Source organism: Empedobacter stercoris, assembly GCF_020281205.1.
GTDB classification, from domain to species: Bacteria; Bacteroidota; Bacteroidia; order Flavobacteriales; family Weeksellaceae; genus Empedobacter; species Empedobacter stercoris.
Genome location: NZ_JACXZC010000020.1, coordinates 41,698 through 55,215, shown reverse-complemented (window position 1 = coordinate 55,215; position 13,518 = coordinate 41,698). Strand labels below are relative to the sequence as shown.

Genomic DNA, 13,518 nt, shown 5'->3' with positions numbered 1-13,518 from the left:
CTCAAGACTAACAGTATCAATGGCAGTTTCATAGTTAAGCTATGAGATTTCACCACTGACTGATTAATCCGCCTACGGACCCTTTAAACCCAATAAATCCGGATAACGCTTGCACCCTCCGTATTACCGCGGCTGCTGGCACGGAGTTAGCCGGTGCTTATTCTTCTGGTACCTTCAGCTATCTACTCGTAGATAGGTTTATCCCCAGATAAAAGTAGTTTACAACCCATAAGGCCGTCTTCCTACACGCGGGATGGCTGGATCAGGCTTCCACCCATTGTCCAATATTCCTCACTGCTGCCTCCCGTAGGAGTCTGGTCCGTGTCTCAGTACCAGTGTGGGGGTTCACCCTCTCAGGCCCCCTAAAGATCGTCGACTTGGTGAGCCGTTACCTCACCAACTATCTAATCTTACGCATGCCTATCCTACTGCGATAAATCTTTCAAAATTCCATAATGCTATGAAATCTATTATAAAGTATTAATCCTCCTTTCGAAGGGCTATCCTTTTCAGTAGGGCAAGTTGCATACGCGTTACTCACCCGTGCGCCGGTCTCTAATTCCCGAAAGAATTATACCCCTCGGCTTGCATGTGTTAGGCCTCCCGCTAGCGTTCATCCTGAGCCAGGATCAAACTCTCCATTGTAAATTATTTTGTTTAGTCTATAAGACTTATGTTTTTACAACTTCGAATTTCCTTAAGCTCCATTATTCAAGGATTGACTTCGTTTTATTCGGCTATTTTTTCTTCTGTATATTTTATAATTTCAAATGAACTTCTCATCTTAGCAAAACCTCTCGGTATTTGCGGTTGCAAAGGTAATACTTATTTTTTAACTAACAAATTTTATTTAGAAAATTTTTAAAGTTTTTATTTTAATAAGTCAATTTTACTTTCACTCTCAAACTCCTTTCGGAATCGGTTTGCAAAGGTAATACTTATTTCTAAACTCGCAAATTTATTTTTAAATAAATTTTGTCGATATATAAGTCCCTATGTCAATTTCAATACTACTCGTCTTTCGTATTGAGGTTGCAAATATACGCCTGCATTATTCGTTTTTCCAAACATAATTTACATTTATTTTACATTCTTCTCTTAAGTTACTGGTATGATGAGAAATATTTTTTGAAATGTTTGGATTTAAAACGATAGATCGATAATTTTAGACGGGAAAAGCCCGTTTTTAACGCACAAAATGATTAGACGTTTTGCTTTTCTTGAACAAAAGAAAAGTAAAATGGATACTTTTGAAGGAGCGACTCGGGAGAAATTCTACGAAGTAGAATCTATTCTATATAATAAAGACCACCCAAAATGAATAGTCTTTATTATTAGGAGTTATCAAATTAATTATTCAATCAAATGATTTGACTAATAATACTGTCTAATATTCCTTATTTTAAACGAGTTCTTATCATTGGGTTTGCAATCATATTACAAGCAGCTATTTTTACTTTTAGATACTGTGCATCGCCAAACGTACATTCGCTACGTGTTGACTGAATTTTTAGATATAAAGCATCTCCATAACTAGAATAAGTTTCTGTCAAGGTATATTTAATGATTCCATTTTGATCAGAAATAATTGTTAAGGCAGATCCTGGTATATCCACATAACTATCCACTCCTGCTGTTGTCACTTTATGCGCGAATGACACAATATAACCAGTACAACTATCTAACTTTTGTATAGATAATGGTTGAGATACGCAAATTTTTGCTGCACTACCGTCTGTATTAATGATATTGTCAAACTCTAAATTAGGTACTACAGCCACGTCATAGATATAAGTATACTCTCCAAGCAATTCTACAGCTGCCAGTTTGGTATGGCTAATTTCCACACGATCAAAAGGAACATCTATTGCAGATATAATAATTGCTTTTCTAGAAGGATTACTTCCCAAAAGACCTAATACATTTAAGTCAACAAGGCTAAAATTCTGATTCGTTAACAAATCTCCTACAGGAGCATTTCCCATGTAGCGCTGAATTTTAAAATCAGCAAGCAAGTTCAGATTCAATACTCCGATATTCTGACTACCTATAATGATACGAACCTCATCTCCTGGTCGTGCTACTTGTTTGAATTTTGCTGTAAGTGTTTGTTTATTTAATACGGAAACAGCTGTATTGAATACCGCATATGTATCAAGATTATTATCTACTGCCTGATATGGATATAAGACAGAAGACAAAGAAGGTGCCACCCCTAATCCAGGATCTTCAACACCCCATAATACATCTTGAGCTGTATTGTTTAAAGTTAAGGTAGCCTCAGTATTTCCAGGAATAACAGCTCCTTTTACTACTACATTCGGATCAATTGTACAGCTTCCATTATCCTGTACAGGAACATTTCTGTTGATATATGCTCCGTAAACGTTCATATTATTAGCAACACCTAAAACACTTCCTAGTAATACTCTTACCCCTTGATAATCTGGTTGTGAACCATTTGTAGCAGTAGGTGTAAAAGTATATTCAAAAACATTGTCTCCTACTAATAAATCTAGTAAAGCAGCATCGCCTACTGATTGTAAATTACCTATCGGATTTCCGCTGGCATCTAAACCGATCACTGTAATACCTCCTATTACTTGAGTAAGGCTAAAGTTTTGTCCTATTTTTATCGTAACTGGTGTTCCTCCTGTTACAGGTGCTGCAAATTTCAAATCCTGATAAGTAGTACCAATTCCAACTAAAGACACTATATTAGAAATCGTAGCAAAGCTAGATAGATCACCGTCTCCTGCTTTCGATCGATCATTTATAGCCCCTAGAGGAATTCCTAATAAGGTAACAGTACCCCAATCTGTTGTATTCGTTGCGTGGTATTTTTCATATCTGAAACCACAAGTTGCCTGATCGTAAACATATACCGTTAGCCTTTTTATTACTTCACAGGTTCCTGCATTATTAATTGCTTTTACTGTATAATAATAAGTTCCAAGCTGTGGAAATGAAACAGGTCCATTTACCACATTTCCATTAATATCATAAATTTTGATATTAGCAGCGCTAACATTAGGTAAATTTGTTGTGTATTGTGTAAACGTTAAACTTGCTCCCTGAGCTACACTGTAATTAGATTTTCCTGTTATAAAGTACTGCTCTGTTTGAGTAGCGGTAATATATACATATTGATTTGCACAATATCCTGCTGCAGTAACACCCTTCACTAAGTAAGAACCTGGTTTTACTGCTGTCGGATTTGTAACTTCCACTCCTTGGTAAGTATAATACTTATAAGTATTTGAAGCTGAATAACCCGGTACAATAGTATTTAAATTAAAAGTACCATTCACTGTGCAGACTGTCTGATTTACATCTGGATAAGAATTTACAACAGCAACATCATATACATCTACTGTTTTAGCTATACCTACATTTGCTAAACCTTTTACAGTAACTTTCACTTCATCATAAGATCCGGTTGGTTTATAGCGTACGAGTATTTTCTGTCCCTGATTTACCAACCCCAACAAATCTGCTCCTAAAAAGGCACTGTTTACTTGTTGTGATGAAACCAAAACTCCATTGTTGTAAGCTTCAATAAAAACACCTTCAGCAACACCAACACTTAATAGAGCTGGGTTTGCCATATGCAGCATCACCTGAATATCTTTAGTATTATCAGTTGTTGTTGGTAAAATAAAAGATTGTGAAACACTACCTGCTACAGACAAAACTCCCATACCAATATTAGAGGCGGTTGTAGTACTGTCGTCAATAGCGTTCTGAGCATTTGTAACACCAGTAGTTCCCAAACCAGCAACGCCTAATGTTAATAAATTACTACTCACATCATAATAGGTCATCATATCTATACAATTGGTACTACCCGTAAAATAGAAACCATTGTACACATTAGTACTATTGCTCACCCCTAAAAGTACCGCATTGGTCACATCTTTTAGTACTACTCTGTTATAAGCAGAAGGAGATTTGATACGCATATAATAATTTCCTGCTTTATCCTGTACAATACGCATTCTATCTAATGTATTGCTATAGGTAGTATTGGTCAAAGCAGTTAACAAAGGTGTTGTGGTACTTACACTGGTATTATATAAATCTACCTGCATATAGTGATTTCCTAATACCAGCCCTCCAACAACAGTTGATAATAATTGTCCTAATCCACCACCTAATAAACCGCCAAGCAAATTATTACCTGTAGTTGTTAACCTAAGGTAATATTCTTCTGTCGCAGCTATGGGTGTTGTATAATTAAGTGTCAGATCTCCGGTATAACTACCAATACCTACAGCAACTCCTCCATAGGAGTTTAATTTGGCAAATGTTTCATTTCCATTGAGTGCTTCGGTTGGAGTATCTACGTGACTATTACTGCCCGTAGTATTGTTTGCATACACTTTTATTTGAGCATCAGCTGTATATGTTCCGACTCCTAACAAAAAGACTCCAATCGGAATTGCCTTGCTAAAAAAATTAAATATATTCTTTTTCATTGTTATCAGCTTTAGGTTAATTATTTAACAACGAAAACAATGTTGACAAAAGAATAATCGGTACCTGTACCTATTACATCATAAGTTAAAACGCCGTTAGCATCAATTGATAAATTAGCTAAAGATGTCGTGTCGTAATCTGTAATATAGTAATAAAGATCTGTTGCTGACGGAACATTTGGAATTGTTATAGGAGCACCATCACTTTTAATAAATTTGGGACTTGGTGTATTAACATCCACAGTTCCTCCATCATTATCCATTACAAATGTTTTTCCAGTAAATTGAGCCACATATTCTGCATGCAAATTTCTCTTTAAACCAGTTGCTGTTACAGAAGTATTAATGACAATAGATGGCATATAAAAAAATTGGGTTGAAGCGCTTGTTGATGAAGCTAACTTAACCCAAATTATACCGTTATAATAATAAAAACCTTCTGTATTAATATCTATCGCTGTTCCGGTGTTAGTTCCTGTCGAAACATCATTAACATAAATCATTGTAGATTTTTCAACATCTTTCATTGATTGAGCTCTTTCTCTATCAACTCTCGGAATTAAAACGCCTTGAACGTCTGTAGATGTTCCTGTTGCATTAACTGCTGTCACATCTAAAGTAGCTTTTGGATTCTCTGTTCCAATACCTACTTGTGCATAAGTAAGAGAAGCAAAAACTCCAAATACTATGATAAGTAAACATTTTTTCATAAATTTTTAATTAACTAAATCATTACGAATATAATCTGTTTTACAAACATTTACACGTTTTGTTTAAAAAAAAATGAATAAGATTTTATTAATTTTATTTAAATCAGATGTTAAATGGAAAAATTATTAATTAAAAATTGTTAAAGTATAAAAATGTTATATCACTTCAGCGACAACGAATGTACTCCCTCCAATATAAATCATATCATTCACAGAAGCATTATTTTTGGCTGCAAGCAATGCTTTTTCTACAGAATCGAAAAAATGTTTGTCCTGTATATCTTCTGGAATTATTTGATACAGCTCATCAATATCATATTTCCGTGGAACATTTGGTTGACAAAAATAATAAGTTGCCTTTTTTGGAAAAAACTGAAGAATTGACAAAACATCTTTATCGTTGACAAATCCCAAAACTAAATGCAATTGATTATATGGTTGTTCATTAATTTGTTTCGAAACTTCTGCTAAACCATGGGGATTATGCGCCGTATCAGCTACAATAAGCGGATAATGACCAAGAATATCCCAACGACCACGAAGGTTTGTGTTTTTTACAACATTCAATAATCCATTAGTGATATTATCTGTAGAAATCGTCCACCCTTGTTTTTGTAATTGTTCTATCGCTGCAAGTACAGCCCGTTTATTTTTGATTTGATACGAGCCTTTCAAATCTGAAGTTAAATCTTGAAAATGCTTTTCTTCGGCTAAAATAATTTCTGCATTTCGTTCTTGGGCAACTTTCATAAAAACTGGTTTTGTTTCGGCTGTTGTTTCTCCAATGACAACCGCTGTATTTGGTTTAATAATTCCAGCTTTTTCAAATGCAATTTTATCCAAGGTATCCCCTAAAAACTGTGTATGATCTAACCCAATATTTGTAATAATTGAAAGTTCTGGTAAAATAATATTTGTTGAATCTAAACGTCCTCCTAAACCTGTTTCAATAATTGCAATATCCACTTTTTGTTGAGCAAAATACTCGAAAGCCATTGCAATAGCAATCTCAAAGAAAGATGCTTTTTGATCGATTATTTTTTGTTCGTGTTTATTGACAAAATCCACTACAAATTCTTCTTCTGCCATCACACCATTCACACGAATACGTTCTCTAAAGTCTTTCAGATGTGGAGAAGTGGTTAATCCAGTTTTGAAACCTGCTTCCTGAAAAATAGAAGCCAACATATGAGACGTACTTCCTTTACCATTTGTTCCTGCAATATGTACTGTTTTAAACTTCGTTTGAGGATTTCCTAAATAATTACACAAAGCTGTAATATTAGTCAAATCAGCTTTCATAGCAGAAGCTCCTACACGTTGAAACATGGGTAAATTTGTAAACAACCAATCGATTGTTTCTTGATACGTTCTCATTTATTTAAAATTTTATACGAAGATACAATCTAAGTCAATAAAAAAATCGAATTTCTCTGAAGAAAAATTCGATTCTATTTGTTCTTATTTTGATTGATTTAATTAATCTGAATAATCTTGTTTCGTTGTTAATAAGATTTTTAAAAGTACAAAACCAACTATTGCAGCTGTCAAAGAAGCTACCAAAATCATCAGTTTTGCTTCTTTTACATAGCTTGGATCTTTGAATGCTAACATCGAAACAAAAATCGACATTGTAAATCCAATTCCTCCTAAAATTCCTACACCAAAAACTCGTTTAAAATTGACTGCTGTTGGTAATACACATAATCCTAATTTTACTGCAATCCATGTAAATAAAGTAATTCCAACTGGTTTTCCGACCACTAAACCTAAGAAAATACCTGTAGCTAATGGAACACTAAAATGTGAAAAACCTCCAGCATCTATCGTTATTGCGGTATTTGCTAAAGCAAATAATGGTAATATAACAAATGCTACAGGAATATGTAAAGCATGCTCCATTTTAGCTGAAAGTGATTTAGAATCATCTTTATCAAAAGGAATTGTAAATGCAACCAAAACTCCCGCAATAGTAGCATGAATACCCGAATGCAACATAAACCACCACACAGCAATTCCTCCTATAATATACGGAATCATTGATTTTACTTTCATTTTATTCAGCGCAAAAAGACCGAACAAAATAGCCATTGCAATTCCGAATTGTGTAAAATCTAAAGGCATTTCTGGATTTGGATAAAACAACGCAATCACGATAATTGCACCTAAATCGTCAATTACTGCCAAAGCAGTTAAAAATACTTTTAGGGACATAGGAACACGTTTACCCAGCATCGTAATAATTGCAACAGCAAATGCAATATCAGTTGCCATCGGGATTCCAAAACCATGAATGGTATCTGTACCTTTATTGGTTAAATAAAAAATAAAAGCTGGCATAACCATTCCACCAATTGCTGCAAACACTGGTAAAATCGCCTTTTTAGTATCGGATAATTCTCCTACAAATATTTCTCTTTTCAGTTCTAAACCTATCAAGAAAAAGAATACTGCCATTAATCCATCATTTATCCAATGTTCGAATGAATGTCCAAACATGTCCATCTTCCAAATAGCAACATACGATTTTGTAAACTGTGAATTGGCTAAGAATAAAGAAAATGCTGTACAGAATATCAAAAATATTCCTCCAGACGTTTGGCTATGAAAAAATTTATTAAAAAGTTTAGTAACAATCATTGTATTTTTTTTAGTTCGGTAAAATTAATGAACTCGTTTTTAACTGCCTAATTATAACTTAAGAATTGAACTTTATTTAAAACTAAACTTCCTTTTGATATTATTGCTTTAAATCGCTTCGAAAATAACTCCTGAGCAATGATCTTTACTCGCACCAGTTACAGAAGACAAGCAATTAACTTCGTTCTTAATTCGTTTATATCCAAGAAAAGCAAAGATTAAAGCTTCTTTAAAATCGATTAAATTATCGTTTGGAATGATGATTTCAACATCAGATAAATCTCGTAATCTATTGATAAAAAACACATTTCGTACGCCTCCTCCAGTTATCAACACATTGTTAATATCATAAAAAGAAAAGACTTCTTGAATTTGAAACACGAAGTGCTCTACACAACTTCTCAACTTATCTTGTGTCGAAATAGCATACTTATCAACAATTGTTAAGAACTCTGATTCGATCCATTCGTATCCCAAAGATTTTGGATAAGACAATTGATAAAATGCAAGCTGATTTAACTCTTCAACCAACGCGTGATTTACATTTCCTTGTTGTGCAATTTCTCCATTTTTATCATAATCAACTCCTAATTGATTTGCATAATGATTCAGAACAATATTAATCGGACAAATATCAAACGCAATACGTTGTTGGTTTCTATTCAAGGAAATATTAGAAAAACCTCCTAAATTGAGACAAGCATCATATTGATGAAACAACAATTCGTCACCAATCGGAACCAAAGGCGCACCTTGTCCTCCTAAAACAACATCTTGTGTACGAAAATCACACACTACTTTTTGTTGACAACGAGAAGCTATTGCAGCACCATTTCCGATTTGTAAAGTAAATGATTTCTTCGGTTGATGAAAAATAGTTTGTCCATGCGATGCCACAAAATCCACGTCTTTTATTTCATATTTTTGCATGAACTTTTTTACTTGTTCTCCCAAAAAATAACCAAAATTAACGTCTAATTCACACAAATTCATTGCAGAATATTGGTAAGCCTCGGAGAGATTTTTTCGCCAATCTGCTGTATAATTGATGGTTTCGGCATGTAAAATTTCGAAAGTACCTGCATCATCAAACCGAACGTAGCAGATATCCAAACCATCTAATGATGTTCCAGACATCAAACCAATATAAAAAGTAGCATTTTTCATGAGGTAAATTTAATGAGAGAATTTGATAGTTAATGAGTCTTTAAGAATATTATAGATTAAAAATCTTTTGTTTGGATTTGTTAAACTCCTCCAAAGATTCGGAATAAGAAAAGAATTATCTTATATTTTTTTAGCGCCTTTCTATTGAAAAATCAATTTGAATTCGTTTGAAAAATAAATTATTTTTTAGATTAAAATAAGTAGACTTTATATAAAATCACAACTACTCTTTTCTCAATCTGCGTTAGGGATAGTAGTGGAAATCCTTTTTTGGTGTGGAGCTTGTCTACACACCAAAAAAGATTGCAACGGATAGCCCGCCCGAAGGGAACGCCCAAAATAAATAAAACATAGTGTTGATAATTCTTATTTTATAGCGAAAACATCGTATAGAAATTAGACGATAAAATCTTATATTTGAAACACAATAAATACAAACAAAAAACATGGCACAAGATGTAATCTTTGATTTGATCGAAGAAGAAAAAGAAAGACAATTAAATGGAATTGAACTAATCGCGTCAGAAAACTTTGTTTCTGACAATGTAATGCGTGCGATGGGTTCTGTTTTAACGAACAAATATGCAGAAGGCTACCCAGGAAAGCGTTATTATGGCGGGTGCGAAGTTGTAGATGAAGTAGAAACTATTGCAATAGAACGTTTGAAAGCATTGTTTAATGCAGAATATGCGAACGTACAACCGCACTCTGGTTCTCAGGCAAATGCGGCAGTTTACTTAGCTTGTTTGAAACCTGGAGACAAAATTTTAGGCTTCGATTTATCGCATGGTGGGCACTTAACACATGGTTCTCCCGTTAATTTTTCGGGAATGACTTACCAAACTTCTTTCTACGGTGTAGACAAAGAAACAGGATTGATAGATTACGAAGCAATGGCAGAAACGGCTCGCAAAGAGAAACCTCAAATGATTATTTGTGGTGCATCGGCTTATTCTCGTGATATTGATTACGCAAAATTCCGCGAAGTTGCAGACGAAGTTGGCGCTTTGTTATTAGCAGATATTTCTCACCCAGCAGGTTTGATTGCTCGTGGCATTTTAAACGACCCAATGCCTCACTGTCATATCGTAACAACTACGACACATAAAACGCTAAGAGGCCCAAGAGGTGGCGTAATTATGATGGGAAAAGACTTCGAAAATCCTTGGGGATTAACTACTCCGAAGGGAGAAATTAAAATGATGTCTCAAATTTTGAACGGAGCAGTCTTCCCAGGAACACAAGGAGGTCCTTTGGAGCACGTTATCGCATCAAAAGCAGTTGCTTTCGAAGAAGCGTTATCTGATGGATATATGGACTACATTGTACAAGTTGTGAAGAATGCAAAAGCATTAGCTGCAGCGTTGGTTGCAAAAGGATATAACATTGTTTCGGGCGGAACAGACAATCATTGTATGTTGATTGACCTAAGAAACAAAGGAATTTCTGGTAAACAAGCAGAAAATGCCTTGGTATTGGCAGAGATAACTTGCAACAAAAACATGGTTCCTTTTGATGACAAATCACCTTTCGTAACATCAGGAATTCGTTTAGGTACAGCGGCAGTTACAACACGTGGTCTTGTAGAAGCAGACATGCAAACAGTAGCAGATTTGGTTGACGAAGTGTTAATGAACATCGATAATGAAGAGGTTATTGATAATGTAGCAGATCGTGTAAACGAGTTTATGTCGTCACGTCCATTATTTCAAATGAAGTAATTCACAATTAAATCTAAGCAATTAGATTATAGTAAGCCTTGACATTTGTTCAAGGCTTTTTTTGTTCATATAAAAATGTCCTGACGTTTTAATCAAAACCTAACTACGTTTTTAAAGACCTCTCTAAACCGTATTATTAGGGGTACTAATGATTGAATTAATTACTAAAGAGATTTCGCATAATTTCAGTACAACATGTCAATCAATAATAGTTATAAAAAAAGCAACTTCTTGTAAGAAGTTGCTTTTGTATTTAAAATAAGATAAGTCGTTTGTCTTATGCATTCAACGCTTCTGCCCCACCAACGATCTCTAAGATCTCGTTTGTAATAGCAGCTTGACGCGCTTTGTTGTACTGAATCTTTAATGATTTCTGTAACTCGCTTGCGTTGTCTGTTGCTTTATGCATTGCCGTCATACGTGCTCCGTGCTCAGAAGCATTAGCGTCTAACACAGCTTTGAATAATTGCGTTTTTAACGTTTGAGGAATTAAGTCTTTTAAGATTTCTTCCTTCGAAGGATTGAAGATGTAATCTAACTCTGCTGTATTGTTAGTTTCGTCTTCTTTTTTCTCTAAAACAACTGGTAAGAATTGTTCGTCTTGAACGATTTGTACGGCTGCATTTTGAAATTGGTTATATATGATTCTTATTTGATCATATTGACCTTCTTCAAATTTTGCAACTAAATCATCCGCAATCTCAGCTACATCTGCAAAGTTTAAATTATCCCAAATGCTTGATGCATTTTTATAGATAGTTTGTGTTTTACTAAAAGTATCGTTTGCTTTTTTACCAATTGTTAAAAGCTCTATTTCTTTACCAGCTAATTCACCAGCCAATAAAGCATTTACTTTTTTGATGATGCTCGAGTTGTATCCTCCACATAAACCTCTGTTTGAGTTAATAACGACTAATAGTACTTTATTAACTTCGCGTTCTTCTGTTAATGCACCTCCTACTTCAGCTTCTAAAGTAGAACTTACATTTTGTAAAAGTTCACGTAATTTATCTGCATAGGGACGTAACTGTACAATAGAATCTGTAGCACGTTTTAGTTTTGCAGCAGATACTAATTTCATAGCACTTGTGATCTGCATTGTAGAACCTACAGAAGTAATACGTGTACGTATATCTTTTAAATTTGCCATAATTCTATTTGAGATGAAGGATTAAAAGAAACTTAGAGATCAGAAACCTCTAAGTTTCATTTATATTTTATTAGTACTTAGAAGTAGTTTCAGCTACTACTTTCTTCAATACGTCTGTAATTTCGTCAGTCCATTTACCTAAACGGATAGATGTTAAAGTGTCTGTATATTTGTTTCGCATTAGCTCAACAAAATCAGCTTGCCACTCTTTCACTTTGTTTACTGGAACGTCCTTCAACATACCGTTAGTACCCGCAAAAATAACTGCTACTTGTTCTTCTACTGGAATTGGAGAGTTAACATCTTGTTTTAATAACTCCACGTTACGTTCACCTTTTCCAATTACGTTCATTGTTGCTGCATCTAAATCAGAACCAAATTTCGCGAAAGCTTCTAACTCGCGGTATTGAGCTTGGTCTAATTTCAATGTACCAGATACTTTTTTCATTGGTTTTGTTTGTGCAGAACCACCAACACGAGATACAGAGATACCTACGTTAATCGCTGGACGAACACCAGAGTTGAATAAATCAGACTCTAAGAAAATTTGTCCATCTGTAATCGAAATTACGTTTGTTGGGATATATGCAGAAACGTCACCAGCTTGAGTTTCGATAATTGGTAAAGCAGTTAAAGAACCACCACCTTTTACGATACCTTTCATAGATTCTGGTAAATCATTCATTTGAGATGCGATTGTATCATCTTTAATTACTTTCGCAGCACGCTCTAATAAACGAGAGTGTAAGTAGAAAACGTCTCCAGGGTATGCTTCACGTCCTGGTGGGCGACGTAATAATAAAGACACCTCACGGTAAGCAACTGCTTGTTTAGATAAATCATCATAAACAATTAACGCTGGACGACCAGAGTCACGGAAAAATTCACCGATTGCAGCACCTGCCATTGGCGCATATACTTGCATTGGAGCTGGATCAGATGCATTAGCAGCAACTACTACTGTATATTTGTCTGCACCGTGATCTTGTAATGTTTTCATAATACCAGCAACTGTAGACCCTTTTTGTCCTACTGCAACATAGATACAGAAAACTGTTTCACCTCTATCGTAAAATTCTTTTTGATTTAAGATTGCATCTAAAGCAACAGAAGTTTTACCTGTTTGACGGTCACCAATGATTAACTCACGTTGTCCACGTCCAATTGGAATCATCGAGTCAATAGAAACGATACCTGTTTGTAAAGGCTCGTTTACTGGTTGACGGTAGATAACTCCTGGAGCTTTACGCTCGATAGGCATTTCGTATAATTGTCCTTCGATTGGTCCTTTACCATCGATCGGATTTCCTAACATATCAACAACACGTCCTAACATTCCTTCACCTACGTTAATAGATGCAATCTTGTTTGTACGTTTTACTGTGTCACCTTCTCTAATTCCTTTTGAAGGTCCGAAAAGTACAATACCTACGTTATCTTCTTCAAGGTTTTGTACCATTCCTTCTAACCCGTTTGAGAATTCTACTAATTCTCCGTATTGAGCATTGTCTAACCCGTAAACACGAGCAATACCATCCCCAACAGTTAGAACGGTTCCAACTTCAGCTAATTCAACTGCTGAATCAAAGCTTGAAAGTTGTTGTTTTAATATAGCTGAAACTTCAGCTGGATTTATTTCTGGCATTTCTGAA

Annotated in this window: 8 protein-coding genes and 1 rRNA gene; 1 reads left to right on the top strand and 8 read right to left on the bottom strand. The window is 34.8% G+C overall.

Translation table 11 applies throughout. From position 1 onward, the window contains the following. The 6 genes from IF125_RS10085 to IF125_RS10060 all read right to left on the bottom strand — a co-directional run. Positions 1-645 (bottom strand): 16S ribosomal RNA (locus IF125_RS10085); the annotation flags it as partial. 752 nt (positions 646-1,397) lie between these two features. Beyond that, complete coding sequence (locus IF125_RS10080; RefSeq protein WP_225542388.1) at positions 1,398-4,478, bottom strand: hypothetical protein; 3,081 nt, start codon at positions 4,476-4,478, stop codon at positions 1,398-1,400. A 20-nt stretch (positions 4,479-4,498) separates the two neighbouring features. Further along, entirely contained in the window at positions 4,499-5,188 is a 690-nt protein-coding gene (locus tag IF125_RS10075) for a hypothetical protein (protein ID WP_225542387.1), read from the bottom strand. 156 nt (positions 5,189-5,344) lie between these two features. Beyond that, a complete protein-coding gene (locus IF125_RS10070; RefSeq protein ID WP_225542386.1) occupies positions 5,345-6,565 on the bottom strand; it encodes a bifunctional folylpolyglutamate synthase/dihydrofolate synthase in 1,221 nt (406 codons plus the stop codon). Positions 6,566-6,667: 102 nt separating this feature from the next. After that, a complete protein-coding gene (gene nhaA, locus IF125_RS10065) occupies positions 6,668-7,828 on the bottom strand; it encodes a Na+/H+ antiporter NhaA (protein ID WP_225542385.1) in 1,161 nt (386 codons plus the stop codon). A gap of 108 nt (positions 7,829-7,936) precedes the next feature. Continuing rightward, the gene (locus tag IF125_RS10060; protein WP_225542384.1) at positions 7,937-8,995 is read right to left on the bottom strand and encodes an anhydro-N-acetylmuramic acid kinase; all 1,059 of its coding nucleotides are present in this window, start codon (positions 8,993-8,995) and stop codon (positions 7,937-7,939) included. 446 nt (positions 8,996-9,441) lie between these two features. Here IF125_RS10060 and glyA point away from each other — a divergent pair, with 446 nt between their 5' ends. Then, positions 9,442-10,716 carry a serine hydroxymethyltransferase gene (glyA, locus tag IF125_RS10055; RefSeq protein WP_171623947.1) on the top strand — a complete coding sequence of 425 codons (1,275 nt, stop codon included), beginning with the start codon at positions 9,442-9,444 and terminating at the stop codon, positions 10,714-10,716. Between the two features lie 277 nt (positions 10,717-10,993). On the opposite strand, the gene atpG is transcribed toward glyA, so the two are convergent. After that, entirely contained in the window at positions 10,994-11,866 is an 873-nt protein-coding gene (gene atpG / locus IF125_RS10050; RefSeq protein WP_188319249.1) for an ATP synthase F1 subunit gamma, read from the bottom strand. A 70-nt stretch (positions 11,867-11,936) separates the two neighbouring features. After that, positions 11,937-13,511 carry a F0F1 ATP synthase subunit alpha gene (gene atpA, locus IF125_RS10045; protein WP_171623383.1) on the bottom strand — a complete coding sequence of 525 codons (1,575 nt, stop codon included), beginning with the start codon at positions 13,509-13,511 and terminating at the stop codon, positions 11,937-11,939. Positions 13,512-13,518 lie beyond the last annotated feature (7 nt).

What these genes read in the sequence shown, in the direction of transcription:
- IF125_RS10075 (WP_225542387.1), bottom strand. Translation starts at nt 5,188, where the DNA reads ATGAAAAAATGTTTACTTATCATAGTATTTGGAGTTTTTGCTTCTCTT.
- IF125_RS10070 (WP_225542386.1), bottom strand. Translation starts at nt 6,565, where the DNA reads ATGAGAACGTATCAAGAAACAATCGATTGGTTGTTTACAAATTTACCC.
- IF125_RS10080 (WP_225542388.1), bottom strand. Translation starts at nt 4,478, where the DNA reads ATGAAAAAGAATATATTTAATTTTTTTAGCAAGGCAATTCCGATTGGA.
- nhaA (WP_225542385.1), bottom strand. Translation starts at nt 7,828, where the DNA reads ATGATTGTTACTAAACTTTTTAATAAATTTTTTCATAGCCAAACGTCT.
- glyA (WP_171623947.1), top strand. Translation starts at nt 9,442, where the DNA reads ATGGCACAAGATGTAATCTTTGATTTGATCGAAGAAGAAAAAGAAAGA.
- atpA (WP_171623383.1), bottom strand. Translation starts at nt 13,511, where the DNA reads ATGCCAGAAATAAATCCAGCTGAAGTTTCAGCTATATTAAAACAACAA.
- atpG (WP_188319249.1), bottom strand. Translation starts at nt 11,866, where the DNA reads ATGGCAAATTTAAAAGATATACGTACACGTATTACTTCTGTAGGTTCT.
- IF125_RS10060 (WP_225542384.1), bottom strand. Translation starts at nt 8,995, where the DNA reads ATGAAAAATGCTACTTTTTATATTGGTTTGATGTCTGGAACATCATTA.